Genomic DNA, 25425 nt, shown 5'->3' with positions numbered 1-25425 from the left:
CGTTTTATCCGGCCTACGTCCGTGCGATGAATGATACTTACGCGTCCGGGAACTCGCGGATAAAGCGTTCTACATCTTCAACCATATGGTCGTTCCCCACGAAGAAGGAGCGGCGCTGGTGCAGACTTTCTGGGGTGATATCCAGAATGCGTTCTTTACCATCGCTGGCTTTGCCGCCCGCCTGCTCGGCCAGGAAGGCCATCGGGTTGCATTCATACAGCAGACGCAGTTTCCCTTGCGGGTGGCTGGCGGTGCTTGGGTACAGGTAGATCCCGCCTTTCAGCAGATTGCGATGGAAATCTGCAACCAGAGAGCCAATGTAGCGCGAGGTATACGGGCGCTGGGTTGGCTTATCTTCTTCCTGGCAGAATTTAATGTACTTCTTCACGCCGTTCGGGAATTTGATGTAGTTACCTTCGTTAATGGAGTACGTGCTGCCTTTCGCCGGGAAGCGCATACGTTCCTGGCTGAGGCAGAATACGCCCAGAGAAGGATCGTAAGTGAAGGCATGTACGCCACAGCCGGTGGTATACACCAGCATGGTGGAAGAACCATAAACAACGTAACCTGCAGCAACCTGCTTGTTGCCCGGTTGCAGGAAATCCTCTTCCGTGACCGGTGTGCCGACTGGGGTTACGCGGCGGTAAATAGAGAAAATCGTACCGACAGAGACGTTAACATCGATGTTGGATGAGCCATCCAGCGGATCCATTAGCACAACGTATTTAGCGTGTTCACAGCCTTCAAAGACGACGATTTCATCTTCTTCTTCTGAGGCAATGCCCGCCACAATGTCGCGCGCCTTCAGTGCAGCTTTCAGTTTTTCGTTCGCGAACAGATCGAGTTTTTGCTGAACCTCTCCCTGCACGTTCTCAGCACCGCTGGCACCCAGGATATCGACCAGACCGGCCTTATTGATATCGCGGTGGATGATCTTGGCGCCCAGCTTTATTGCCGACAACAAAGCAGTGAGCTCACCGGTAGCATGAGAAAACTCGTGCTGCTTTTCGACAATAAATTCACCTAACGTTTTCATAACACTTTCCCTGCAATTTATGTGGAGTAAAGCGACCGCAACAATATTAACAAATATTTCCATTGCTGCGCTTAGGTGAATCGCGCCAGCAAACTGCGGAATATCCTGAAATGCGTTTCTCACTTGCCGGACATGTGCGTAAAATGGCCCCCAGATTAAAAAAGGATAGTGACGTATGCGCATTCATATTTTGGGAATTTGTGGCACTTTCATGGGCGGTCTGGCGATGCTGGCGCGCTCGCTCGGTCATGAAGTAACCGGTTCGGACGCCAATGTGTATCCGCCGATGAGTACCTTACTTGAGAAGCAAGGCATTGATCTGATTCAGGGTTACGATGCCAGCCAGCTCGACCCGCAGCCGGACCTGGTGATCATCGGCAATGCCATGACCCGTGGTAATCCGTGCGTGGAAGCGGTGCTGGAAAAGAACATTCCGTACATGTCAGGCCCGCAGTGGCTGCATGACTTTGTCTTACGCGATCGCTGGGTACTGGCGGTTGCGGGTACGCACGGTAAAACCACCACCGCCGGGATGGCGACCTGGATCCTCGAAGCCTGCGGCTATAAACCTGGCTTTGTGATCGGCGGCGTTCCGGGCAACTTTGAGGTTTCCGCGCGCCTCGGCGAGAGCGACTTCTTCGTGATTGAAGCGGATGAGTACGACTGTGCGTTCTTCGACAAGCGTTCTAAATTCGTACATTACTGCCCGCGCACGCTGATCCTCAATAATCTTGAGTTCGATCACGCGGATATCTTTGACGATCTTAAAGCTATTCAGAAACAGTTCCACCATCTGGTGCGTATCGTGCCGGGCCAGGGACGCATCATCTACCCGGAAAACGACATCAATCTGAAACAGACGATGGCGATGGGCTGCTGGAGCGAACAAGAGCTGGTGGGCGAACAAGGTCACTGGCAGGCGAAAAAGCTGACCACCGATGCCTCCGAGTGGGAAGTGTGGCTGGACGGTGAAAAAGTCGGCGAAGTGAAGTGGGGCCTGGTGGGCGAGCACAACATGCACAACGGCCTGATGGCGATTGCAGCCGCGCGTCATGTTGGCGTCGTGCCTGCGGATGCGGCCAATGCATTGGGCTCGTTCATCAACGCCCGTCGCCGTCTTGAGCTGCGCGGTGAAGCCAATGGCGTGACGGTGTATGACGATTTTGCCCATCACCCGACGGCCATTCTGGCAACGCTTGCGGCACTGCGCGGTAAAGTGGGCGGCACGGCGCGCATCATCGCGGTGCTGGAACCTCGCTCGAACACCATGAAAATGGGTCTGTGCAAAGACGATCTGGCGCCGTCGTTAGGGCGTGCAGACGAAGTGTTCCTGCTGCAACCCCCGCACATTCCGTGGCAGGTAGCAGAAGTCGCTGAAGCCTGCGTTCAGCCGGCACACTGGAGCGGCGATGTGGATGCACTGGCAGATATGGTGGTGAAAACCGCACAGCCTGGCGATCACATTCTGGTGATGAGCAACGGCGGGTTTGGCGGTATTCATCAAAAACTGCTGGATGGTCTGGCGAAGAAAGCTCAGGCAGAAGAAGAGTAAAAAAATGCCCGGTGGCGCTACGCTTACCGGGCCTACAACGGATCGTAGGCCGGATAAGGTATTTGCACCGCCATCCGGCACTTTCGGCGGACGAAGAGGTTAGGCCTCGTTTTCCGCCAGTTCACGCAGATACTGGAAGATCTGGCGGGAAGATTTTGGCGGCTTGTTGCCCGCTTTTTCTTTCCTGGCGTTACGCACCAGCGAACGCAGTTGCTGACGGTCGGCGTCAGGCCACAGGTTCATCACTTCTTCGATAGCTTCATCGCTACCGTCAACCATACGGTCACGCAGTTGCTCCAGCTTATGGAAGACAACGACCTGTTGGTTGTGACGGTTTTTCAGCTTGTCCAGCGCCTGACGGATAGGATCAACATCGCGCTGGCGCAACATTTTGCCAATCAGCTGCAGCTGACGACGGCGACCTTCCATCTTAATACGCTGGGCCAGCTCAATCGCGGCACGTAAATCCGCATCGAGCGGGATTTTATCCAGCGCGTTTTTCCCCAGTTTTACCAGTTCCACACCCAGGTGTTTTAACTCCTCGGCGTCACGTTTTATTTCACTTTTACTGACCCAGATAATTTCATCGTCTTCGTCTTCGATGTCATCACCGGGAACGTCGTCGAGCCAGTCTTCGGGCTGCTTAGTCATGTCAGGCTCCTTAAAAAAAGAGGCTAATGTTACCAGTTAAGATGCGCACTGAAAAACGGTTCTCTGTTAGACTTCAGAGAAACTCTCTCTACATTATGGCATTTGCGATGAAAGTAATCTCACAAGTTGAAGCGCAGCGTAAGATTCTGGAAGAAGCAGTCTCGACGGCACTGGAATTAGCATCAGGTAAGTCGGATGGCGCGGAAGTCGCTGTGAGCAAGACCACGGGTATTAGCGTCAGCACCCGTTATGGTGAAGTGGAGAACGTCGAATTCAATAGCGATGGTGCACTGGGGATTACGGTTTACCACCAGAACCGTAAGGGCAGCGCATCGTCCACCGATTTAAGTCCGCAGGCGATTGCACGCACCGTGCAGGCCGCGCTGGACATTGCACGTTACACATCGCCGGATCCGTGTGCGGGCGTGGCAGATAAAGAACTGCTGGCCTTTGATGCGCCCGATCTGGACCTGTTCCACCCGGCGGAAGTTTCCCCTGACGAAGCTATCGAACTTGCTGCCCGCGCTGAACAGGCGGCGTTGCAGGCCGACAAACGCATCACCAACACCGAAGGCGGCAGCTTTAACAGCCACTATGGTATCAAAGTGTTTGGCAACAGCCACGGTATGCTGCAGGGCTACTGCTCCACGCGCCATTCCCTTTCCAGCTGCGTAATCGCAGAAGAAAATGGTGATATGGAGCGTGATTACGCTTACACCATTGGCCGGGCGATGGGCGATCTGCAAACGCCGGAGTGGGTGGGGGCAGACTGCGCTCGCCGTACCTTATCTCGCCTGTCTCCGCGAAAGCTTTCCACCATGAAAGCGCCGGTGATTTTCGCCAATGAAGTGGCGACCGGACTGTTCGGACACCTGGTTGGCGCCATTGCGGGCGGCTCGGTGTACCGCAAATCCACCTTCCTGCTCGACTCGCTGGGCAAGCAAATTCTGCCGGAATGGCTGACCATTGAAGAACATCCGCACCTGCTGAAAGGGCTGGCGTCTTCACCGTTCGACAGCGAAGGCGTACGGACCAAACGCCGCGACATTATTAAAGACGGTGTGCTGACTCAGTGGCTGCTGACCAATTATTCTGCACGTAAGCTGGGGCTTAAGAGCACCGGACATGCAGGCGGGATCCACAACTGGCGAATTCCGGGACAGGGTCTAAGCTTCGAGCAGTTGCTCAAAGAGATGGGCACAGGTCTTGTGGTTACCGAGCTGATGGGACAGGGCGTAAGCGGCATTACCGGCGATTACTCGCGCGGCGCGGCGGGCTTCTGGGTCGAAAACGGCGAAATTCAGTACCCGGTGAGTGAAATTACCATCGCTGGTAACTTAAAAGAGATGTGGCGTAATATCGTCACCGTCGGCAACGATATTGAAACGCGCAGTAATATTCAGTGTGGTTCGGTCCTGTTGCCGGAGATGAAGATCGCCGGGCAATAATACCCGTCATACTTCAAGCTGTGGCGTGAATTATTGAGGGTATCTGGCGTTTGTTTATTTTTGAATAATAAAAAAGGAAGTGAGCAATGCGTAAACACCTGTTAGCGATCGTCGCAGCTTCAACGCTGGTTCTTGGTTCTTCTGCGTTTGCAGCCGATCTTGAAGACGATATGGGGATCCTCAACGACAACCTGAAAATCGTCGAAAAAACGGATAATGCGACTGAACTGAAAGATGCGTTAACCAAAATGCGTGCAGCTGCGCTGGACGCGCAAAAGGGAACGCCGCCGAAGCTGGAAAACAAATCCCCGGACAGCCCGGAGATGAAGGATTTCCGCCACGGCTTTGACACGCTGATCGGTCAGATCGACGGTGCGTTGAAGCTGGCGAACGAAGGTAAAGTTAAAGAGGCGAAAGCCGTTGCGGAAGAGCTGAAAACCACGCGCAACGAAAACCACAAGAAGTTCCGCTAATCTGCGCTATCCGACCTGCATACCCGTAGGTCGGATACAACACCCCGCTACTGCACGTCCCATAAGTAAACGCTATCCCCATCACATTTTTTCATTTTTATCGCCCATTCATTGTTCGCACTTCCTTCCATTTTTCTGCTCGCTCTTGCGATCTCAATCACATTCTTCCAGTGATAAATCGTGGTTCCAGCTCTTTTTGCGGCACAGATCACTATCGCTGCACACCTTTCCACTTCGAAGTGGAAAACAACTCGCTACAAACTCATAACCTCCGTCGCTAATTTATCCTCAGAGACATTAACGGGGTAAGACGAGTGAATAACGGAGCTGTAATGAATGACATGGGGGAATCGGTGGAACTGGCCGACCGCATGCTGGCGCAGGTGTATGCCTTGCTGCGTGAACGCAACATTATTCCCAACGCCGTACAGGAACAGATGCTGACGTCGCATGTTCGCGCCATGGCGCACCGCTCGGTAACGGGTGAACCCTTACCAGAGGTCGATGCAAGCTTGTTTGATGAAATATCTGCCGAATCAATGGCGCTTGCCCGCGACGTGGTCGCCGAGTTTGGCAATCTTCCTGAGGAAGAGGCCTGGCTGCTGTCGGTGCACTTCGAAGTCGCGAAAGACAACCTTTAAGGAGCAAAAGATGGAACAGATTACCGTAGTGATTGGCGATCGTCTGGGTAAAGGCCAGAAAGTGGCGGCAGGCGTAGAGAAAGCGGGTGGCCGTGCCGTTGTGGTGCCGGGCGTTGCAGCAGATATGAAGCTGGGTGACGTGATGAAAGCGGAAAACGCCACCTTTGGTATCTCGTTTTGCGGCAGCGGTGGTGCGGGTGCGATTACCACGCAGACCAAATACGGCTACAAGGCGAAATACGGCATGCGCTCGGTCGATGAAGGGGTAACCGCCATCAACGAAGGGTGCAACGTACTGGGATTCGGCTTTATGGACAAAGAAGAGCTCGGCGAGCGCCTGGTGCAGGCGTGGCAAAAGAAACACGGCGCTTAAGCATGAAAGAGCAATTCACCACCATGGTGAGAGTCACGGGTAAGGGCGAGACCAAAGCTCGCGCCTTTGCCGATGCCCTGAACCACGTTCAGGCTGCGGTGATGAAAGCGTCGCCGCATATCTTACTGCGTATTGAGCCACAGGATGTGCAGGTTGTTCAAGCGCGTGAATCGGTGCGTAAAGAGGCGTTTTTATTCCTCTTTTTGCGCCGGGAAAGACGCACTTTCAGCGTGGAGCTGGACGTGACCGTCAACGTGACTGCCATCAATCTCGACAAGGTGGATTTCGTTACGCAACGCTGATTTTCTATTAAAAGGCATAATTATGTTCCTGATAATATTAATAAAATCGCTCATCATCGGCGCGTTGGTTGGCGTTGGTGTCGGCGCTGGGGCTGCACGCATGTTTCATGCGCCTACCACTCAAGGGATGGGCGCGTTTCGTACTCTGGGAGAACTGAATTCCTGCGAAGGGGATCCGGCTTCTCACTTCTCGTTCGGCCTGGGCTTCTTCTTTAACGCCTGGGCTTCCTCTGTTGCGGCGGGGGCGTTCACGCAGGACGTCGACCATCGCATCATCCCCAACTGGGGCGCCGCCGCGCTGATGATTAAAAATCGCAACGTCGGTGAAACGCTGCACGACCCCAAACGCATGGCAATTGCCTGCGGCGTTATCGGGATGATCGTGGTGACCTTCCTGAACCTCACCGCATCATCCGTACCGGAAGCGTTGCAGGTTACCGCCGTCAAGGTGCTGGTTCCCGCGGCTAACCTGCTGGTTAACACCGTGATGCCAGTAATCTTCTGGCTGGCGGCGATCGACGCCGGTAAGAAATCTGGCTTCTGGGCCACCGTTTTTGGCGGCGCGGCGCAGCTGATCATGGGTAACGCCGTTCCGGGTCTGGTTCTCGGCATTCTGATCGGCAAAGGTGTTGAAGAGAGCGGCTGGAACCACGTCACTAAAGTGATGATGGTGGCTATCGTCGCGCTGTTTGTCCTGAGCGGCTTCTTCCGTGGCTTCGACATGAAGATGATCGAATCCTTCCATCTGACCGTGCCTAACTGGCTCGAACTTATCCACAACTCGCTCAGCGGCAAATAACGGAGGTCATCATGGAACAGAATAAAGGTTTTTGGTTCGCTGACTGGTCGTTCCCGATCTTTGTGGGCCTGCTCTCCTCTGGCGTGTTTGCCGGAACACACATGTACTACCTGTACGGTATTGGCGCATTTAACGAAGTGGCTTTTGTGGCGATGCTGAAGGCGGGAATGGATACCGGATCCTACGGAGCAGTGGCGGCATTTGGCGCAAGCTTCCTGTTTGCCCGCATCATTGAAGGTTCGCTGGTGGGGATTTTGGATATCGGCGGGGCGATTCAGACCGGGGTTGGGTTAGGTGTTCCGGCGCTGCTGCTGGGCGCGGGCATTATCTTCCCGGTCGCCAACTTCGCCGCCTCGCTGGTCACCGGTCTGGTGATTGGTCTGGCGATTGGCTACATCATCATTCTGGCGCGTAAGTTCACCATCAACCAGAGTGACTCGACCTACGGTGCGGACGTCATGATGGGGGCCGGTAACGCCTCCGGACGCTTCCTCGGGCCGTTGATTATCCTCAGCGCGATGACGGCTTCGATTCCTATCGGAATCGGTTCTCTGGCAGGCGCGCTGCTGTTTTACCTGTGGCAAAAACCGATTACCGGCGGGGCGATCCTCGGCGCGATGATCCTCGGGTCCATCTTCCCGATTGCCATTAGTTGATGGTGTGTCGTTGTAGGCCGGATAAGGCGCAGCCGCCATCCGGCAATGACGCCTGATGGCGCTGCGCTTATCAGGCCTACACGACCGCCCCCATTTCAACAGGAGAGAGACATGTTTGATTTACTCCTGCGCCGTGCGCGCCTCGTTGACGATACGGTGAGCGATATTGCGCTCAAAGACGGCAAGATCGCGGCGTTGGGCGACGTTGATGGCCCGGCGCTGAAAACCATCGAGCTGGGCGGTGAGTGCTACGTCAGCGCAGGCTGGATTGACTCCCACGTTCATTGCTACCCGAAATCCCCGATTTACCACGACCAGCCGGATAGCGTTGGTATTGCGACCGGCGTCACTACCGTAGTGGATGCGGGCAGTACCGGGGCGGATGACATCGACGATTTTTACACCCTGACCCGGGAAGCTGCCACCGAAGTGTACGCGTTGCTGAATATCTCCCGCGTTGGGCTTATTGCCCAGAACGAGCTGGCCAACATGGCCAATATTGACGCTGATGCGGTACGAGAGGCGGTGAAACGCCACCCTGATTTTATCGTCGGTCTGAAGGCACGTATGAGCAGCAGCGTAGTCGGTGAAAATGGCATCACGCCGCTGGATCGCGCCAAAGCGATGCAAGCGCAGAACGGTGATCTGCCGCTGATGGTGCACATCGGCAACAACCCGCCGGACCTGGATGAGATCGCCGAGCGCCTGAGCGCAGGTGACATCATTACCCACTGTTACAACGGTAAGCCGAATCGCATTCTGACGCCGCAAGGCGAGCTGCGGGCGTCAGTGACGCGGGCGATTTCACGCGGCGTGCGTCTGGACGTTGGGCATGGCACCGCCAGCCTGAGCTTTGCGGTGGCAAAACGCGCTATCGAACTGGGTATTTTGCCGCACACCATCAGCTCCGATATTTACTGTCGTAACCGTATCAGCGGCCCGGTGCATTCCCTGGCGAATGTGATGTCGAAATTCCTCGCCATTGGGATGTCGCTTCCGCAGGTCATTGAATGCGTTACCGCCAATGCCGCCGATGGTCTGCGCCTGAAACAGAAGGGGCGGCTGCAGGTCGGTCTGGATGCCGATTTAACCCTCTTTACGCTTAAGCGCCAGCCAACCGTGCTGGTAGATGCAGAAAACGACAGCCTGCAGGCTGAACAACTGCTGGTGCCGCTTGCCGCAATACGTGCGGGCAAGGGCTATATGACCGAACAAGGGAGCGCGGAACATGCCTTCGATTTTTGAGAAATACGATTTAAAACAGGTGATTAATACCTCCGGCCGCATGACGGCGCTCGGCGTTTCCACGCCGCGACCAGAAGTGGTTGAAGCCGCGATGGCGGGAATGAACCAATATTTCGAGATGAAAGACCTGGTCAATAAAACCGGCGACTACATCGCGAAATTACTGGAAGTGGAAGGGGCAACGGTTGTCTCTTGCGCCTCGGCCGGGATTGCCCTGTCGGTGGCTGGCGTATTGGTTAAAGACAGCGACTGGCTGCTGGAGAACCTGCACGTCACGCCCATCGAGAACAACGAAATCGTGCTGCCCAGAGGTCACAACGTCAACTTTGGCGCTCCGGTAGGCACCATGGTAGCGCTTGGCGGCGGCAAGTTAGTGGAAGCCGGTTATGCCAACGAATGTTCCGCGGCGCAGCTGGCGGCGGCCATTACACCGCGTACGGCGGCCATTCTGTATATCAAATCTCACCACTGCGTCCAGAAAAGTATGCTCAGCGTGGAGCAGGCTGCGGTGGTGGCGCGTACGCATAATCTGCCGCTGATCGTGGACGCGGCGGCGGAAGAGGATTTGCAGTGCTACTACCGGGTTGGTGCAGATCTGGTGATTTATAGCGGCGCCAAGGCGATAGAAGGACCAACCAGTGGTCTGGTGATTGGTAAAACCCAATACGTTGAGTGGGTGAAGCGCCAGACGGCGGGAATTGGCCGGGCGATGAAGGTGGGCAAAGAGGGGATTCTTGGCCTGACCTGCGCCATCGAACTGTATCTGAACGCGCAGAAAGAGAGCGGCGCGGAGATGGTCGAGAAAATGACGCCGTTCATTAATGCCTTGAACCAGCTTAACGGCGTGAGCGCCCGCGTGGTGTGGGATAGTGCAGGGCGCGACATCGCGCGCACAGAAATTAAGTTTGATGAAGCGGTAACCGGGATCGCCACGGGGGAACTGGTCGACGCGCTGAAACAGGGGGAGTACGCGATTTACTTCCGTGGTTACAAAGCCAATGAAGGCATTATCGAAGCCGATGTGCGCAGCGTCGATCGCGCGCAGCTGGAGATTGTGGCCCGTCGAATTGGTGAAGTGATTTCGCAGGAGAAAAACGCATGAAACTGACCCCTAACTTTTATCGTGACCGCGTCTGCCTGAACGTGCTGGCAGGCTCCAAAGAAAATGCCCGGGACATTTATGCGGCGGCGGAAGGACACGTGCTGGTTGGCGTGTTGTCAAAAAATTACCCGGATGTCGCAAGCGCGGTAGCGGATATGCGTGAATACGCGGCCCTTATCGACAATGCGCTCTCCGTGGGGCTGGGGGCGGGCGATCCTAACCAGTCGGCGATGGTCAGTGAAATCTCCCGTCAGGTGCAGCCACAGCATGTCAATCAGGTTTTTACCGGCGTGGCTACCAGTCGCGCGCTGCTGGGCCAGCAGGAGACAGTGGTCAACGGTCTGGTCTCGCCAACTGGCACGCCGGGCAGGGTGAAAATCTCCACTGGTCCGCTAAGCAGCCAGTCGCCGGACGGTATTGTGTCGGTAGAAACCGCGATTGCGCTGCTCAAAGACATGGGCGGTAGCTCAATTAAATACTTCCCGATGGGCGGCCTGAAATGCCGTGACGAGTACATTGCGGTCGCGCAGGCCTGCGCCCGTCATGACTTCTGGCTGGAGCCAACCGGCGGTATCGATCTGGATAATTTCACTGAAATCCTGCAAATTGCCCTCGATGCCGGAGTGAGTAAAATCATTCCTCACATCTATAGTTCGATTATTGATAAGGTGAGTGGTAACACTCGTCCGGACGACGTACGCCAACTGATGGCGATGACCCGGGCCTGCGTAGGCTAACTGACTGATGAGGAAACTGACGTGCGATTCCCCAACCAACGTTTAGCACAGCTGTTTGCCATGTTGCAAAACGAAGCGCTTCCACAGGACGAGCTGGCGCAGCGGTTGTCGGTTTCCACACGCACCGTACGGGCGGATATCACCGCGCTAAACGCGCTGCTCACCCAGTATGGCGCACAGTTTGTCCTCAGCCGGGGTAATGGATATCAGCTCAAAATTGACGACCCGGCAAGCTTTCACACCCTGCAAACGCAGCAGCCCAATACGTTGCTGCGCATCCCACGCACCAGCCAGGAACGGATACACTGGCTGGTGGTACGTTTTCTGACATCGGCTTTCTCACTGAAGCTAGAAGATTTAGCTGATGAATGGTTTATCAGCCGAGCGACGCTGCAAAACGATATGGCTGAGGTGCGCGAGCATCTGCAACGTTATCATCTGACGCTGGAAACGCGTCCCCGTCACGGCATGAAGCTGTTCGGCAGCGAAATGGCGATCCGCGCCTGTTTGACCGATCTGCTGTGGACGCTGGCGCAGCAGGATCCGCAGCATCCGTTAGTGACGCAAGAAGCGCTGAATGCGGGGCTCCCTGAACAGTTGCAACCTGTTTTGCAGGACATTTTTGCCCGTTTCCATATTCGTCTGACCGATGAGGGCGAGCTGTTTTTACGCTTGTACTGCGCGGTGGCGGTACGGCGGATTAGCGAAGGATATCCACTCCCGGATTTTGCCGCAGAAGAAGCCGATCAATCGGTGTGCCTGGCCACGCGGGAAATCGCGGCGGTACTGCACCGCCTGGCAGACAAACCGCTTTCCGTTTCCGAAGAAAACTGGCTACAGGTGCATATTGCTGCCCGCCAGGTTCAGGAGATCGCGCCCAGTGCTATCAATGCGGATGATGACGAAGCGTTGGTCAATTACATCCTGCGTTTTATCAACACCCAGTACAACTACAACCTGTTGAATGATAAACAGTTGCATGCTGACCTGCTGACGCATATTAAGACGATGATCACCCGGGTGCGTTACCAGATAATGATCCCCAATCCGTTGTTGGAAAATATTAAACAGCACTACCCCATGGCGTGGGACATGACGCTGGCCGCCGTCTCGGGATGGGGAAAATATACGCCGTACACCATCAGTGAAAATGAGATTGGCTTCCTCGTGCTGCATATTGGCGTCGGGCTGGAGCGTAGTTACAACATCGGTTACCAGAGGCAGCCGAAGGTTCTGCTGGTATGCGATGCCGGAAATGCGATGGCGCGGATGATTGAAGCGGTACTGGCGCGTAAGTATCCGCAGATAGAGATCGTCGATACCGTAACGCTTCGTGACTACGAACAGCGGGAAAGCATCAGCGAAGATTTTGTCATCTCAACCGCGCGGATTGGTGAAAAAGATAAGCCGGTGGTGATGATTGCGCCATTCCCTACCGATTATCAGCTGGAGCAGATTGGCAAACTGGTGCTGGTCGACAGAACCCGTCCGTGGATGTTGAACAAATTCTTCGAGGCCGCCCATTTTCGTGTGATTGACGAGTCAATGGATCAACAAACGTTGTTCAAAACCTTATGCCGTCAGTTGCAGGATGAAGGTTTTGTCGATGCGGAGTTTCTTGATTCGGTGGTTGAGCGTGAGGCCATCGTCAGCACCATGCTGGGTGACAGCATTGCCTTGCCGCACGCCCTTGGTCTGCTGGCAAAGAAAACGGTGGTCTACACCATCCTCGCCCCACAGGGTATCGCCTGGGGCGATGAAACGGCCCACGTGATCTTCTTGCTCGCCATCAGCAAGAGTGAATACGAAGAGGCGATGGCTATCTACGATATCTTCGTCACCTTCCTGCGCGAACGCGCGATGACGCGACTCTGCGCGTGCCGTCATTTCACCGAGTTCAAAGCGGTTGCGATGGAGTGTGTGAGCCGTTTTTGAGAGGCGTTATCCAGAATTCGATGTAATGCGAATGTAATGCTAAACTGCATTACACATTCGATTTTACTGGAGGCATAATGGCCACGCTGAACGTCCGTCTGGATGACAAACTCAAAAATGAGGCTTATGCCGTGCTGGAAAAACTGAATATTACTCCAACGGAAGCTGTGCGATTACTGTTTCAGTACGTCGCGGAAACGGGGCGCATGCCGGTGAAAACCGTCACCCTTAGCGACAGTGAAGATGCACTCATTCAGACAGTCCGGGAAAGGCTTGCCAGCCCGCAAAAGGGAATCAAGGTTAGTCTGGATGACTTATGAACTGGAATTCGACCCGAGAGCCTTAAAAGAGTGGCATAAACTGGGTGATACGGTGAAGACTCAGTTTAAGAAGAAGTTGGCCGACGTGTTGTTGAACCCCAGAATTGACTCTGCCCGTTTAAATGGTCTTCCTGACTGCTATAAAATTAAGCTTAAATCGTCCGGGTACCGTCTGGTGTACCAGGTTCGGGATGAGGTTGTGGTCGTGTTTGTTGTCGCGGTAGGTAAGCGAGAACATTTAGCCGTTTATCACGATGCAAACAAACGGCTTTAGCGATTAACGCAAATGATGTACAACCTGGTTGCTGCTACCGCGCCAGATCAGCGCCGGGTCTTTAAGATCCTGCACAAATTTACCATCGACCAGCACGTTGATGAGATCCACCACCTGCATTTGTGCGGCGTTGAGTTCATCAAGCTTGTAGCCGGTCCACACCCAGATATCTTTCCCCGGACACTCAGCGTGAATACGCTGTACCAGTTGCAGGATATCCGGCACGTTTTGCGGATGCAGCGGATCGCCGCCGGACAGCGAAATACCCTGGCGAGGGATTCGCGTGTCGTTCAGATCGGCAATGAGCTTGTCTGCCATCTCTTTGGTAAACGGCTGGCCGGAATTGAGTCGCCAGGTGCTTTTGTTATAGCAGCCAGGGCATTCATGCACGCATCCCGACACAAACAGGGTGCAGCGAGTGCCAGGGCCGTTAACGATATCGACGGGGTAATATTGATGAAACCTCATTTTTGCTTCTCATCCGCTTATCAATTCGCGCCATAGCTGCGTTAGCTGCATTCGTGCGCCCGAGTCACTTACTTATGTAAGCTCCCCGGGACCCACTCATTTGCTGCCTTGCTAAGACGTGAATTGCGTTGCGGAAAAAATGGCCCGAAAAGCATCGCATTGCCGGGCAATAATACTGTCGAAATTAACCTATCTGCCCATTACCTAAATGCTTAACGCGGCGCTTCACTTCTTCCTGCTTACCGGCGTTAAACGGACGAGCGTCCGGGCTGCCTAAATAACCGCATACGCGGCGAGTGACCGACACGCGCGCGGCGTCGTGGTTACCACATTTCGGGCAGGTAAAGCCTTTGCTGGTGCACTCGAACTCACCGGTAAAGCCGCACTCGTAGCATTCATCGATTGGCGTGTTGGTCCCGTAATACGGCACGTGCTGATAGCTGTAATCCCAGACGTCTTCCAGTGCTTTCAGGTTGTGCTGAATGTTCGGGTACTCGCCGTAGCAAATGAAACCTCCATTCGCCAGCGGCGGGTACGGCGCTTCAAAATCGATCTTGTCGTACGGGTTAACCTTTTTCTCCACGTCGAGGTGGAAGCTGTTGGTGTAGTAACCTTTGTCGGTAACACCCGGCACCACGCCAAACTCGGCGGTATCCAGACGGCAGAAACGATCGCACAGGTTTTCACTTGGTGTACTGTACAGACTAAAGCCGTAGCCGGTTTCGTCTTTCCACTGATCGACCGCCTGACGCAGACGTTCCACAATGGCGATAGCTTTAGCGCGAAGCTGCTCGCTGTCGTACAAGTGTTTGTCGCCAAACAGCGCGTTGATGGTTTCGTGAATGCCGATGTAACCCAGAGAAATCGATGCGCGGCCGTTTTTAAAGATTTCTGACACGTCATCGTCTGCTTTCAGACGCACGCCGCAGGCCCCTTCCATATACAGGATTGGTGCAACGCGGGCCTTCACGCCTTCCAGACGCGCAATGCGGGTCATCAGCGCTTTACGCGCCAGGATCAGACGGTCGTCGAGCAGTTTCCAGAAGGTGGTTTCATCGCCATGAGCTTCCAGCGCGATACGCGGCAGGTTAAGGCTGATAACGCCGAGGTTGTTACGGCCATCGTGGACCTGTTCGCCGTTCTCGTTTTCCCATACGCCCAGGAAGCTGCGGCAGCCCATCGGCGTTTTGAAGGAGCCGGTCACTTTAACCACCTGATCGTAGTTCAGGATATCCGGATACATACGCTTGCTCGCGCACTCCAGCGCCAGCTGCTTGATGTCATAGTTCGGATCGCCAAACTTGTGGTTCAGACCGTCACGAATCGCAAACACCAGTTTCGGGAACACGGCGGTTTTACGATTTTTACCCAGGCCAGCAATGCGGTTACGCAGAATGGACTGCTGGATCAAACGCGATTCCCAGCTGGTTCCCAGGCCGAAACCGAAGGTAACGAACGGCGTCTGACCGTTGGCGGTATGCAGGGTATTCACTTCATACTCAAGGGACTGGAATGCGTCGTAGCACTCTTTCTCGGTACGGGAATGCGCATAACCGTCGGCATCTGGGATCTGCCACTCTTCAGCGGTTTTGCGATGCTTATTAAAGCTCTCGGTCACGAACGGTGCGAGAACTTCGTCAATACGGTTAATGGTGGTACCGCCATAAATATGGCTGGCAACCTGCGCGATAATTTGCGCGGTGACAGCGGTCGCGGTGGAGATGGATTTTGGCGGCTCAATCTCCGCGTTACCCATCTTAAAGCCCTGCGTCAGCATACCTTTCAGGTCGATCAGCATGCAGTTAAACATTGGGAAGAACGGAGAGTAGTCGAGATCGTGATAGTGAATATCACCACGCTCGTGCGCCTGGACGACATCACGCGGCAGCAGGTGTTGACGCGCATAGTGTTTGGCGACGATACCGGCCAGCAGGTCGCGCTGGGTCGGGATCACTTTGCTGTCTTTGTTGGCGTTTTCGTTCAGCAGAGCAGAGTTGGTTTGCTCAACCAGACCACGAATTTCCTGGTTCAGACGGCCACGTTTTTCACGCTGTATATCACGGTCGTGGCGATATTCGATGTACGCACGGGCGAGTTGCTTGTACGGACCAGACATCAGCTGGTTTTCTACCGCTGTCTGGATCTCGTTGATATCGACCTGGCTGCGCTCATTCATCTGGCTACTAACGACTTCTGCGACGGTGGCACAGTAATCTGCGTCATCGACTCCCGCTGCTTTAGCTGCACGCAGAATGGCTTCTTTGATGCGCTCTGATTTAAACGGCACTTTACAGCCATCTCGTTTCATCACATGCGGTGTCATGATCACTCCATATTTATAAGAACAGGTTATCCACAGAGGTTGGAGAAGCGGCCATGGCTTTATTCATCTATCTGGCCAATGACTTCCCGCAATCCTGACCCACTTTATCCACAATTCCACCGTTAAACGGTGCACTGTAGTTGTAGCAATTGTAGTCGATTAATACAACATATTGGGTCGGCGTGCATTTTAAGTTCTATATGTAGTGATTTGCATCAAGGATGTTTACGATTTATTTGATGTAGCGCAAAGTAAAAATCGGAGCGTACAGATGACGGGCAGTACAGCGATTGTAAATTGTGGGCAGAAAATTCTGATTAATTATTCAACAAAAACAGGAAGCTAAGCTAAGCGTATGTAGCAACGCCCGGTAGCGCTATGCGTACCGGGCCTGAACATAATTGCAAGCTATTTTTGCAACCACCAGACGGCCTCAAAAGGACGCAGTGTCATGTCCCCAGGTTGGCTGGCAACCTCGGCATAGTTGTGCATCAGCACCTGCCAGTTTCCGTCGGTCTGGGATGGCTGCCAGTTCTGGAAGGTATCGCTTAGATTGGCAATGACCAGCAGCCGCTGCCCTTGCCACTCTCGTTGATAGCACCACAGATGCGGGCTGTCCGGTAGCAGATCCTGGTAGTCGCCCCAGGTGATAACCGGCTCCGCTTTGCGCAAGGCGATCAGCTTCTGATAGGTGTAGAACACCGAGTCGGTATCGTTCAGTGCTGCCGCCACGTTGATGTCTGCTGCGTTGTCACACAGATTGATCCATGGCTCGCCGCGGGTGAAGCCCGCGTGTTTGCTGCTATCCCATTGCATCGGTGTGCGGCTGTTATCGCGTGATTTACTGGCGAGGATCGCCAGCAGTTCTTGCGCATCGCGTCCCTGGCCGTTCAACTCGGCAAACATGTTATGGCTTTCCACATCGCGATAATCGGTAATCTGGCGGAAGTGCGGGTTGGTCATGCCAATCTCTTCACCCTGGTAGATGTAGGGTGTGCCCTGCATGCCATGCAGCACCATCGCCAGCATTTTGGCCGACGGAACGCGGTATTTACCTTCATCGCCAAAACGCGACACGATGCGTGGCTGATCGTGGTTACACCAGAACAGCGCGTTCCATGCCTGATTGTGCATGCCCTGCTGCCAGTGGTGGAACAGGGCTTTTAGCGCCACATAATCGGGTTTTGCTAACGTCCACTTCTCACCGTTGGGGTAATCTACTTTCAGGTGGTGGAAGTTAAAGGTCATCGACAGTTCACTACCATCTTGTGCGGCGTACTGCTGGCAATGTTCAAGCGTAGTGGAAGACATTTCGCCGACCGTCATCAGGTTGCGTGGGGTAAAAACATCGCGGTTCATCTCACGCAAAAATTCATGCGCGCGTGGGCCGTCGGTATAAAAACGGCGTCCATCGCCGTCGGGGTCGTTCGGGAAGTCCTGATCTTTAGAGATAAGATTCACCACGTCGAGGCGCAGTCCGTCCACGCCGCGATCGGCCCAGAACTCGCACACTTTCTTTAACTCGGCGCGGACCGCCGGGTTTTCCCAGTTCAGGTCGGCTTGTTCCGGAGCAAAGAGGTGTAGATAGTACTGCTCGCTTTCGGCGTGCCAGCCCCAGGCGTTGCCGCCAAACTTGGAGCGCCAGTTATTTGGCGGGCAGTCTGGCGTGCCGTCGCGCCAGAAATAAAACTGACGATACGGGCTGTCTTTATCCAGCGCTTCACGAAACCAGGCGTGCTGGGTTGAGGTGTGGTTAAACACCATGTCGAGAATAATACGGATGCCGCGCGCTTTCGCCTGCGCCACCAGTTCGTCAAAGTCTTCCAGCGTGCCGTAGGCCGGATCGACAGACGTGTAGTCTGCGACGTCGTAACCGTTATCAACCTGCGGTGAAATATAGAACGGCGTCAGCCAGATGGCATCAACGCCCAGCTTTTGCAGATAGTCGAGGCGCTGCGTCACGCCGCGTAAATCTCCGGTGCCGCTGCCGGTGGTGTCCTGAAAACTCTTGGGGTAAACCTGATAGATAACGCCGTTTTGCCACCAGTGGGGAATATTCATGGTTGTTTCCTGGAAATACGCTGGGGCGCAACTGCGCCCCGAAGAAAAGTTAGACAATCTGTAATGTGCCCAGACGGTGTTTACGCTGGTAAACGAATGAGGTCAGTACCATTGGGATGACAATCGCAATGACCATCGCCATGCCAAAGACCTGCCAGTAAGTCGGCTGGATGGAGAGGATGCCCGGCAAACCGCCGACGCCAATCCCGTTCGCCAGCACACCGTTCAGGCCGCACAGCAGTCCGGCGAGACCGGAGCCGATCATCGCGCACAGCATTGGGAAGCGGTATTTCAGGTTGATCCCGTACATCGCTGGTTCAGTTACCCCGAGATAGGCGGAGATCGCGGCAGGAACGGAAATTTCACGTTCGTTGTGTTTGCGACTGGAGATAATGATCCCGACCACCGCAGAGGCCTGAGCGATATTCGACAGGGCGATCAGTGGCCATACCGGCGTGCCGCCCATGCTCTGAATCATCTGCATGTCGATAGCCAGCGTGGTCTGATGCACACCGGTGATCACCAGCGGGGCGTACAGGAAGCCGAACAGCGCCGCGCCAATCGGAGCAAAACTGCCGGTCAGCAGATGACGGACCGCAAACGCGACACCGTCGCCAATCATGCGGCCAAATGGACCGATAAAGGCGTGCGCAAGGAATACCGCAAGGATCAGCGAGCACACCGGGACGATCACCAGATACAGGTAATCCGGGACGATGCGCTTCATGCGTGTTTCAATAAACCCGAGCGCCAGCCCGGCCAACAGTGCCGGAATGACCTGCGCCTGGTAGCCCACTTTCTCAATGCTGAACAGGCCGAAGTTCCACACGTCCGGCACCTGCTGACCGAGCAAATAGGCGTTCATCAGTTGCGGAGAAACCAGGGTCACGCCCAGCACAATACCGAGGATCGGCGTACCGCCCATTTTCTTGACCGCCGACCAACAAATCCCGACCGGCAAATAGAAGAAGATCGCTTCGCCAATCAGCCACAGGAAGTCATAGAGGGTTTTCAGCGAAGGATGCATCTGCGCCAGCGTCTGCCCGTTACTCATGGGCAGATCGCCGATCACGTTACGGAAACCTAAGATCAGGCCGCCGCTAATCAGTGCTGGCAGCAGAGGGAAGAAGATCTCCGCGAAGTGAGAAATCAACTGCTCGTGCCATTTCATATTCTGCCGCGCCGCTTTCTTTGCCTGCTCTTTGTCGGCGCTGGCCTGACCGGTTGTCGCCAACAGCGCTTTGTAGTAATCGCCCACCTCGGTGCCAATTACCACCTGAAACTGCCCGGCGTTGGTGAAGCAGCCTTTGACCATTGGCAACAATTCGATCTCTTTCGGCCTGGCGTTTGCAGGCTGATTCAGCACAAAACGCAGGCGAGTAATGCAGTGACTCACCGTAGCGATATTGTCGCGCCCGCCAACCAGCTCAATTAGCCGGTCGATGTCTGCTTGTTTTATTTTGCTCATGATGGTGTGTGTTCCCCGTAGACCGGAAAAGACGCTGTTGCGTCGTCATTCGGCAACTCTCTCGTTGTTGGCGCCAGAGTATATCTTCGATGAATATTTAAAAATGGGAACGTTCCCGAAACGCAGCGAAGATCACAAATTAATGCTCAGAAAGCGATCAGGAGAGGGTGGAAGGAATAACGATTTGTCGTGGTTCGCTACGGCCGTTGATCTGTTCGATCAGCTGCGAGGCCGCTTGTCGCCCGGCTTCGGCGTATCCTGGATCGACGGTGATAATTTCCGGATGGAGGAATTTCATCAGCGGCGTGCTGCCCACGCTCGCCAGCTGCAGGTTCTCAATCCGCTGCTCCTGCAGGTATTTGCTGACGCCAAGGGCAAGGGTATCCGTCGCACAGACTAAAGCGGTGGTTTCCGGGGTGATGACGTTGGCGGCCTGCTCATAGCCCTGCTTCATGGCCAGACCCGGCAGCGCGGCCACAGGATGCAGTTTATGTTTTTTACAGAATGCCAGGTAGGCCTCATGGCGGCGTTTACCAGTGGTCACATCGCTATGCGGAACACCAAGAAAGCTAATATGGCGATGCTCGCGTTCGTATAAACGCTGCATCAGGGTACGAATGGCACCCTCATCGTCATAGCAGACGGAGGCAAAGCCTTTTGCATCTCTTGCCAGCAGCACCAGAGAATCCTGCCAGGAGGCGAGCATGGCTTCAGTAATGCCGGTAAAACCAAACAGCACCACGCCATCAATGTTGCGGCGTCTGAGCATGCCGAGATGTTCTTCAACCAGCTCGGGCGAGAACTGGCTTTCCATCATGATTGGATCGTAGCCCTGTTCATAAAAGGCGGGCAGCATGGTCTGCACGGCGAGATTTTCCGAAAGCGAGTCCAGACGCGTGACGATAATCGCCACCACCTTGTCGCTTTGTCCGCGCATAGCGCGTGCGGAGCGGGAAGGGGAAAAACCGTGCTGATTCATCACCGCCTCAACGCGTTCGCGGGTGCGTTCACTCACGCCGCTTTCATTGTTGAGCACACGGGAAACGGTTGATTTTCCCACACCGCTTAAGCGGGCGATGTCTTTAATGGTCAGCCGATTTTGCATCCTGTTTTCCCGTGTTGCGTGTGAAGTTATGCCAAATAGAGAATAACTTTACTCAAGCGCGGCGCAATGGGCAAAGTCTGGTATACGTTTGGTTTAGTTTCCATGGTTTATCATACCGCCATAATTGCCACAAACCTTATGGTTTTCTGCGTATAATCCGCGACGCAAATCATTCACTTACCGGAGGCTATATGGATCCCGATCCCACCCCTCTCCCGAGATGGAGAAACAACCCTTTCCGGTAAGCCCGTCTTTCACTGTCTTACCGGAGCAGTAAGACAGTGACGTTCTGACGTCCCTGTTGTGATTTTAATATTGCCACCAGGCAAGGCTTTGCCACGCCTGAAGGATTTACTGCGCCTGTTTATACAAGTGCAGAGGGACTGCCTATGTTCAAAAATATGACCCGCCAGCTGTTTGCCCGGCTAAACCGCCATTTACCGCATCGTCTGGTGCATCGTGATCCATTGCCGAATGCTCAGACCGTTGCCAGCACGCCGATCCCGCCATCGCTAAGCGAACATTGCCTGAAAATGGCGCTGATGGACGAAGACGCGCTGTGGAAAACGTTCGGCGCTCATCCGGAAGGCTTAAACGCCGCAGAAGTCGAAAACGCCCGCGAAATACATGGCGAGAACCAGTTGCCGGCGCAGAAGCCGTCGCCCTGGTGGGTGCATCTGTGGGTCTGCTACCGCAATCCGTTTAATATACTGCTGACCATTCTCGGGGCGATTTCCTATGCCACCGAAGATCTGTTTGCCGCTGGCGTCATCGCCCTGATGGTCGTCATCTCTACGCTGCTGAATTTTGTGCAAGAGGCGCGTTCCACCAAAGCGGCTGATGCGCTGAAAGCGATGGTCAGCAACACCGCCACGGTGCTGCGCGTCATCAACGAGAAAGGGGAGAACGGCTGGGTTGAACTGCCGATCGACCAGTTGGTTCCCGGCGATGTCATCAAGCTGGCGGCAGGGGATATGATCCCGGCCGATCTGCGCGTGGTACAGGCTCGTGACCTGTTCGTAGCCCAGGCTTCGCTGACCGGTGAATCGCTGCCGGTGGAGAAAGTGGCAACCAGTCGCGATCCGCAGCAAAGCAACCCTCTGGAATGCGATACCCTGTGCTTTATGGGCACCAACGTGGTGAGCGGCACGGCGCAGGCCATCGTGATTTCAACCGGAGCCAATACCTGGTTCGGGCAACTGGCCGGTCGCGTCAGCGAGCAGGAAAGCGAGCAGAATGCCTTCCAGAAAGGGATCAGCCGCGTCAGCATGCTGCTGATCCGCTTTATGCTGGTGATGGCGCCCATCGTGCTTATCATCAACGGCTACACCAAAGGTGACTGGTGGGAAGCGGCGCTGTTTGCCCTGTCTGTGGCGGTGGGACTGACACCGGAAATGCTGCCGATGATCGTCACCTCGACGCTGGCGCGTGGGGCGGTGAAGCTGTCAAAACAAAAGGTTATCGTTAAACACCTCGACGCTATCCAGAACTTTGGCGCGATGGATATTCTGTGCACCGATAAAACCGGCACCCTGACTCAGGATAAAATTGTACTTGAAAATCATACGGATATCTCTGGTAAACCCAGCGAACATGTCCTGCATTCTGCGTGGCTGAACAGCCATTATCAGACCGGGCTGAAGAATCTGCTGGATACGGCGGTGCTGGAAGGTGTGGACGAAGAATCAGCCCGCCAGCTCTCGACTCGCTGGCAGAAAATCGATGAGATCCCGTTTGATTTTGAACGTCGCCGCATGTCGGTAGTGGTGGCAGAAGAAACCGATGTGCACCAGTTGGTCTGTAAAGGGGCGCTACAGGAGATCCTCAGCGTGTGTACCCAGGTGCGTCACAACGGTGAGATAGTCCCGTTAGATGACAACATGCTGCGTCGGGTGAAACGCGTTACGGACACGCTGAACCGCCAGGGGCTGCGTGTGGTGGCGGTGGCGACGAAATACCTGCCAGCGCGTGAAGGTGATTACCAGCGTATTGATGAATCAGATCTGATCCTCGAAGGCTATATTGCGTTCCTCGATCCGCCGAAAGAGACCACCGCACCTGCGCTTAAAGCGCTGAAAGCCAGCGGCATTACGGTGAAAATCCTCACTGGCGATAGTGAACTGGTGGCGGCAAAAGTGTGTCACGAAGTGGGCCTGGATGCGGGCGATGTGGTTATCGGTAGCAGCATTGAAGGGTTAAGCGATGATGAGCTGGCTCGGCTTGCTCAGCGCACCACGCTGTTTGCCCGTCTGACGCCAATGCACAAAGAGCGCATTGTCACGCTGCTCAAGCGCGAAGGCCATGTGGTCGGATTTATGGGCGATGGTATAAACGATGCCCCGGCGCTGCGTGCGGCGGACATTGGTATCTCCGTTGACGGCGCGGTTGATATTGCACGTGAAGCGGCGGATATCATCCTGCTGGAAAAGAGCCTGATGGTGCTGGAAGAAGGGGTGATTGAAGGACGCCGTACCTTCTCTAACATGCTGAAGTACATCAAAATGACGGCCAGTTCAAACTTCGGTAACGTGTTTAGCGTACTGGTGGCGAGCGCCTTCTTACCGTTCCTGCCGATGTTACCGCTGCACTTACTGATTCAGAACCTGCTGTACGATGTATCCCAGGTGGCGATTCCGTTTGATAACGTCGACGAAGAGCAGATCAAAAAGCCGCAGCGCTGGAATCCCAGCGAATTGGGCCGCTTTATGATCTTCTTTGGACCGATCAGCTCGATCTTTGACATTCTGACCTTTTGCCTGATGTGGTTCGTCTTCCATGCCAATACGCCTGAACATCAGACGTTGTTCCAGTCTGGCTGGTTCGTGGTGGGCCTGCTGTCGCAAACGTTGATTGTGCATATGATCCGTACCCGTCGTGTGCCATTCATCCAGAGCCGCGCCGCGTGGCCGCTGATGTTGATGACGCTGGTGGTGATGGTCGTCGGCATTGCATTACCGTTCTCGCCGCTGGCCAGCTATCTGCAATTGCAGGCATTGCCGCTGAGCTACTTCCCGTGGCTGATTGCGATTCTGGCGGGTTACATGACATTGACTCAATTAGTGAAAGGTTTTTATAGCCGTCGCTACGGCTGGCAGTAAACATCAAACGCCTCAGCAGGATGGTGTTAATACCATCCTGCATTCCTCATTTTCATTCGAAGATATTACCTCGCAACATTAGTGTTTTATTTTTATTGAAATGCTAACGGGTGTTATTAGTATCAAATCGCCTTCCTTGCGTTGTTTTTTTATCAATAAAACGATCTGCATTGCAAAAATGAAACAGTGTGCTAAAAATTTTAAGCATCTGCGATTTTTTGTGAACGCAGTCATCGAAATAAATTGTTACACCAGTTAGTCTGCGCAGGTAACGTCGTTAAGAAAGTTTCTCGCTGCCCGTTTTTAATTCCGGCAGTCATTTGCTCTGCAAGCTATTCCTGTTAATGGATATTATGAACTTCTGGAGAAGGACAAATGAAACTGACAAAAAACCTGTTAAGTCTGTGTATTGGCGCGTCTGTATTCCTGGCGAGTCATGCAACGCTGGCACAAACTTTTCGCGCCGCAGATGTGCATCCGGCTGATTACCCGAACGTTGTCGCAGTGAAACATATGGGGGAAAAACTTAGCGCTGCGACCGACGGCCGTCTGGAGATTAAAACATTTCCTGGTGGCGTGTTAGGCGATGAAAAACAGATGATTGAACAGGCGCAATTAGGCGCTATCGATATTATTCGTGTCTCAATGACGCCTGTTGCCGCCATTCTCCCTGAAATTAACGTGTTTACCCTGCCATATATTTTCCGCGATGAGGACCATCTGCATAAGGTTCTCGACGGCATGATCGGGCAGGAAATTGGCGACCGTCTGACGGCTAATACCAAATCGCGGCTGGTGTTTCTCGGCTGGATGGATGCCGGCACGCGTAACCTGATCACCAAAAATCCGGTGGTGAAACCGGAAGATTTACACGGTATGAAAATCCGTGTTCAAGGAAGTCCGATAGCGCTGGATACCCTGAAAGCGATGGGCGCTAACTCCGTTGTCATGGGCGTCAGTGAAGTATTTAGCGGCATGCAGACCGGCGTTATTGATGGCACGGAAAATAACCCGCCAACGTTTGTTGCGCATAACTATTTGCCGGTCGTGAAAAACTATACCTGGAGCAAACACTTTATTATTCCTGAGCTTTTTCTGTTTTCGAAAGCTAAATGGGATAAGTTGAAAAAAGAAGATCAGGATCTCATTATTAAACTCGCCAAGGAAGCACAGATAGAGCAACGAAAACTTTGGCAGGATTATAATGCGAAATCACTGGAGACCATGAAAGCCAACGGCGTTCAGTTCCACGATATTGATACGGATTATTTCTATAAAGCCACGCAGTCAGTGCGGGATAATTATGGTAAAGACCACCAGGATTTGATCAAACGTATTCAGGATGTGAAGTAATTCAT

At 54.1% G+C, this 25425-nt stretch carries 24 protein-coding genes; 17 read left to right on the top strand and 7 right to left on the bottom strand.

The features are described 5' to 3' along the window. Window positions 1-37 precede the first annotated feature (37 nt). On the bottom strand, window positions 38-1036 hold the full coding sequence (gene fbp / locus SK35_RS21595; RefSeq protein WP_003830390.1) for a class 1 fructose-bisphosphatase: 999 nt from the start codon (window positions 1034-1036) through the stop codon (window positions 38-40). 175 nt (window positions 1037-1211) lie between these two features. Between fbp and mpl the strand changes: the two genes are divergently transcribed. Further along, window positions 1212-2588, top strand: a complete 1377-nt coding sequence (gene mpl / locus SK35_RS21590) for a UDP-N-acetylmuramate:L-alanyl-gamma-D-glutamyl-meso-diaminopimelate ligase (protein WP_003830388.1) — start codon at window positions 1212-1214, stop codon at window positions 2586-2588. A gap of 99 nt (window positions 2589-2687) precedes the next feature. On the opposite strand, the gene yjgA is transcribed toward mpl, so the two are convergent. Next, entirely contained in the window at window positions 2688-3239 is a 552-nt protein-coding gene (yjgA, locus tag SK35_RS21585; RefSeq protein ID WP_008786039.1) for a ribosome biogenesis factor YjgA, read from the bottom strand. 95 nt (window positions 3240-3334) lie between these two features. Here yjgA and pmbA point away from each other — a divergent pair, with 95 nt between their 5' ends. From pmbA to SK35_RS21520, 13 genes are all read left to right on the top strand, one after another. Further along, complete coding sequence (pmbA, locus tag SK35_RS21580) at window positions 3335-4687, top strand: metalloprotease PmbA (protein WP_048215065.1); 1353 nt, start codon at window positions 3335-3337, stop codon at window positions 4685-4687. Window positions 4688-4773: 86 nt separating this feature from the next. Further along, window positions 4774-5160, top strand: a complete 387-nt coding sequence (gene cybC, locus SK35_RS21575) for a cytochrome b562 (RefSeq protein ID WP_003025756.1) — start codon at window positions 4774-4776, stop codon at window positions 5158-5160. Between the two features lie 332 nt (window positions 5161-5492). After that, window positions 5493-5801 (top strand): glycine dehydrogenase, encoded by a 309-nt coding sequence (locus SK35_RS21570; RefSeq protein ID WP_003025758.1) that lies wholly within the window; start codon window positions 5493-5495, stop codon window positions 5799-5801. Window positions 5802-5811: 10 nt separating this feature from the next. After that, entirely contained in the window at window positions 5812-6174 is a 363-nt protein-coding gene (locus tag SK35_RS21565) for an SFCGS family glycine-rich protein (protein WP_048215064.1), read from the top strand. Window positions 6175-6176: 2 nt separating this feature from the next. Continuing rightward, entirely contained in the window at window positions 6177-6476 is a 300-nt protein-coding gene (locus tag SK35_RS21560) for a DUF4312 family protein (RefSeq protein ID WP_048215063.1), read from the top strand. Between the two features lie 22 nt (window positions 6477-6498). Then, a complete protein-coding gene (locus SK35_RS21555) occupies window positions 6499-7275 on the top strand; it encodes a DUF4311 domain-containing protein (protein ID WP_003025764.1) in 777 nt (258 codons plus the stop codon). 11 nt (window positions 7276-7286) lie between these two features. Then, window positions 7287-7931 (top strand): DUF4310 family protein, encoded by a 645-nt coding sequence (locus SK35_RS21550; protein WP_003830379.1) that lies wholly within the window; start codon window positions 7287-7289, stop codon window positions 7929-7931. Between the two features lie 111 nt (window positions 7932-8042). Further along, complete coding sequence (locus SK35_RS21545) at window positions 8043-9176, top strand: amidohydrolase/deacetylase family metallohydrolase (protein ID WP_048215062.1); 1134 nt, start codon at window positions 8043-8045, stop codon at window positions 9174-9176. Further along, the gene (locus SK35_RS21540; protein WP_032942188.1) at window positions 9160-10278 is read left to right on the top strand and encodes a DgaE family pyridoxal phosphate-dependent ammonia lyase; all 1119 of its coding nucleotides are present in this window, start codon (window positions 9160-9162) and stop codon (window positions 10276-10278) included. The genes SK35_RS21545 and SK35_RS21540 overlap by 17 nt, the downstream gene beginning before the upstream one ends. Next, complete coding sequence (dagF, locus tag SK35_RS21535) at window positions 10275-11015, top strand: 2-dehydro-3-deoxy-phosphogluconate aldolase (RefSeq protein ID WP_048215061.1); 741 nt, start codon at window positions 10275-10277, stop codon at window positions 11013-11015. Before SK35_RS21540 ends, dagF begins: the two co-directional genes overlap by 4 nt. Window positions 11016-11036: 21 nt before the next feature. Next, window positions 11037-12950, top strand: coding sequence for a BglG family transcription antiterminator (locus tag SK35_RS21530; protein WP_048215060.1), 1914 nt, complete (start codon window positions 11037-11039; stop codon window positions 12948-12950). Between the two features lie 77 nt (window positions 12951-13027). Next, window positions 13028-13270, top strand: a complete 243-nt coding sequence (locus SK35_RS21525) for a type II toxin-antitoxin system RelB/DinJ family antitoxin (RefSeq protein WP_003830370.1) — start codon at window positions 13028-13030, stop codon at window positions 13268-13270. Then, window positions 13260-13544, top strand: coding sequence for a type II toxin-antitoxin system RelE family toxin (locus tag SK35_RS21520; protein ID WP_048215059.1), 285 nt, complete (start codon window positions 13260-13262; stop codon window positions 13542-13544). Before SK35_RS21525 ends, SK35_RS21520 begins: the two co-directional genes overlap by 11 nt. A gap of 3 nt (window positions 13545-13547) precedes the next feature. Here the strand turns inward: SK35_RS21520 and nrdG are convergent, their stop codons facing one another. The 5 genes from nrdG to treR all read right to left on the bottom strand — a co-directional run bounded on the left by nrdG (window position 13548) and on the right by treR (window position 20969). Further along, entirely contained in the window at window positions 13548-14012 is a 465-nt protein-coding gene (gene nrdG, locus SK35_RS21515) for an anaerobic ribonucleoside-triphosphate reductase-activating protein (RefSeq protein ID WP_048215058.1), read from the bottom strand. A 184-nt stretch (window positions 14013-14196) separates the two neighbouring features. Beyond that, on the bottom strand, window positions 14197-16335 hold the full coding sequence (nrdD, locus tag SK35_RS21510) for an anaerobic ribonucleoside-triphosphate reductase (RefSeq protein WP_048215057.1): 2139 nt from the start codon (window positions 16333-16335) through the stop codon (window positions 14197-14199). A 408-nt stretch (window positions 16336-16743) separates the two neighbouring features. Then, window positions 16744-18396, bottom strand: a complete 1653-nt coding sequence (gene treC, locus SK35_RS21505) for an alpha,alpha-phosphotrehalase (RefSeq protein WP_048215056.1) — start codon at window positions 18394-18396, stop codon at window positions 16744-16746. Window positions 18397-18445: 49 nt separating this feature from the next. Further along, window positions 18446-19864, bottom strand: a complete 1419-nt coding sequence (treB, locus tag SK35_RS21500; RefSeq protein WP_048215055.1) for a PTS trehalose transporter subunit IIBC — start codon at window positions 19862-19864, stop codon at window positions 18446-18448. A gap of 157 nt (window positions 19865-20021) precedes the next feature. Next, window positions 20022-20969: a trehalose operon repressor TreR gene (gene treR, locus SK35_RS21495; RefSeq protein ID WP_032942194.1), complete on the bottom strand. Its 948-nt coding sequence runs from the start codon at window positions 20967-20969 to the stop codon at window positions 20022-20024. 191 nt (window positions 20970-21160) lie between these two features. Between treR and mgtL the strand changes: the two genes are divergently transcribed. The 3 genes from mgtL (at window position 21161) to SK35_RS21485 (ending at window position 25420) form a co-directional block, all read left to right on the top strand. Further along, the gene (gene mgtL / locus SK35_RS27165) at window positions 21161-21214 is read left to right on the top strand and encodes a mgtA regulatory leader peptide MgtL (RefSeq protein ID WP_223240846.1); all 54 of its coding nucleotides are present in this window, start codon (window positions 21161-21163) and stop codon (window positions 21212-21214) included. Window positions 21215-21358: 144 nt separating this feature from the next. Continuing rightward, entirely contained in the window at window positions 21359-24067 is a 2709-nt protein-coding gene (gene mgtA / locus SK35_RS21490; protein ID WP_048215054.1) for a magnesium-translocating P-type ATPase, read from the top strand. A gap of 375 nt (window positions 24068-24442) precedes the next feature. Beyond that, window positions 24443-25420 carry a TRAP transporter substrate-binding protein gene (locus tag SK35_RS21485; protein ID WP_048215053.1) on the top strand — a complete coding sequence of 326 codons (978 nt, stop codon included), beginning with the start codon at window positions 24443-24445 and terminating at the stop codon, window positions 25418-25420. Window positions 25421-25425: the final 5 nt, after the last annotated feature.

It is taken from the genome of Citrobacter sp. MGH105 (assembly GCF_001037485.2).
Classification (GTDB): domain Bacteria; phylum Pseudomonadota; class Gammaproteobacteria; order Enterobacterales; family Enterobacteriaceae; genus Citrobacter; species Citrobacter portucalensis.
The sequence above is the reverse complement of the archived record's forward strand: the minus strand, read 5'-3'. Positions and strand labels throughout refer to the sequence as shown.

What these genes read in the sequence shown, in the direction of transcription:
- fbp (WP_003830390.1), bottom strand. Translation starts at nt 1,036, where the DNA reads ATGAAAACGTTAGGTGAATTTATTGTCGAAAAGCAGCACGAGTTTTCT.
- mpl (WP_003830388.1), top strand. Translation starts at nt 1,212, where the DNA reads ATGCGCATTCATATTTTGGGAATTTGTGGCACTTTCATGGGCGGTCTG.
- yjgA (WP_008786039.1), bottom strand. Translation starts at nt 3,239, where the DNA reads ATGACTAAGCAGCCCGAAGACTGGCTCGACGACGTTCCCGGTGATGAC.
- pmbA (WP_048215065.1), top strand. Translation starts at nt 3,335, where the DNA reads ATGGCATTTGCGATGAAAGTAATCTCACAAGTTGAAGCGCAGCGTAAG.
- cybC (WP_003025756.1), top strand. Translation starts at nt 4,774, where the DNA reads ATGCGTAAACACCTGTTAGCGATCGTCGCAGCTTCAACGCTGGTTCTT.
- SK35_RS21570 (WP_003025758.1), top strand. Translation starts at nt 5,493, where the DNA reads ATGAATGACATGGGGGAATCGGTGGAACTGGCCGACCGCATGCTGGCG.
- SK35_RS21565 (WP_048215064.1), top strand. Translation starts at nt 5,812, where the DNA reads ATGGAACAGATTACCGTAGTGATTGGCGATCGTCTGGGTAAAGGCCAG.
- SK35_RS21560 (WP_048215063.1), top strand. Translation starts at nt 6,177, where the DNA reads ATGAAAGAGCAATTCACCACCATGGTGAGAGTCACGGGTAAGGGCGAG.
- SK35_RS21555 (WP_003025764.1), top strand. Translation starts at nt 6,499, where the DNA reads ATGTTCCTGATAATATTAATAAAATCGCTCATCATCGGCGCGTTGGTT.
- SK35_RS21550 (WP_003830379.1), top strand. Translation starts at nt 7,287, where the DNA reads ATGGAACAGAATAAAGGTTTTTGGTTCGCTGACTGGTCGTTCCCGATC.
- SK35_RS21545 (WP_048215062.1), top strand. Translation starts at nt 8,043, where the DNA reads ATGTTTGATTTACTCCTGCGCCGTGCGCGCCTCGTTGACGATACGGTG.
- SK35_RS21540 (WP_032942188.1), top strand. Translation starts at nt 9,160, where the DNA reads ATGCCTTCGATTTTTGAGAAATACGATTTAAAACAGGTGATTAATACC.
- dagF (WP_048215061.1), top strand. Translation starts at nt 10,275, where the DNA reads ATGAAACTGACCCCTAACTTTTATCGTGACCGCGTCTGCCTGAACGTG.
- SK35_RS21525 (WP_003830370.1), top strand. Translation starts at nt 13,028, where the DNA reads ATGGCCACGCTGAACGTCCGTCTGGATGACAAACTCAAAAATGAGGCT.
- SK35_RS21520 (WP_048215059.1), top strand. Translation starts at nt 13,260, where the DNA reads ATGACTTATGAACTGGAATTCGACCCGAGAGCCTTAAAAGAGTGGCAT.
- nrdG (WP_048215058.1), bottom strand. Translation starts at nt 14,012, where the DNA reads ATGAGGTTTCATCAATATTACCCCGTCGATATCGTTAACGGCCCTGGC.
- nrdD (WP_048215057.1), bottom strand. Translation starts at nt 16,335, where the DNA reads ATGACACCGCATGTGATGAAACGAGATGGCTGTAAAGTGCCGTTTAAA.
- treC (WP_048215056.1), bottom strand. Translation starts at nt 18,396, where the DNA reads ATGAATATTCCCCACTGGTGGCAAAACGGCGTTATCTATCAGGTTTAC.
- treB (WP_048215055.1), bottom strand. Translation starts at nt 19,864, where the DNA reads ATGAGCAAAATAAAACAAGCAGACATCGACCGGCTAATTGAGCTGGTT.
- treR (WP_032942194.1), bottom strand. Translation starts at nt 20,969, where the DNA reads ATGCAAAATCGGCTGACCATTAAAGACATCGCCCGCTTAAGCGGTGTG.
- mgtA (WP_048215054.1), top strand. Translation starts at nt 21,359, where the DNA reads ATGTTCAAAAATATGACCCGCCAGCTGTTTGCCCGGCTAAACCGCCAT.
- SK35_RS21485 (WP_048215053.1), top strand. Translation starts at nt 24,443, where the DNA reads ATGAAACTGACAAAAAACCTGTTAAGTCTGTGTATTGGCGCGTCTGTA.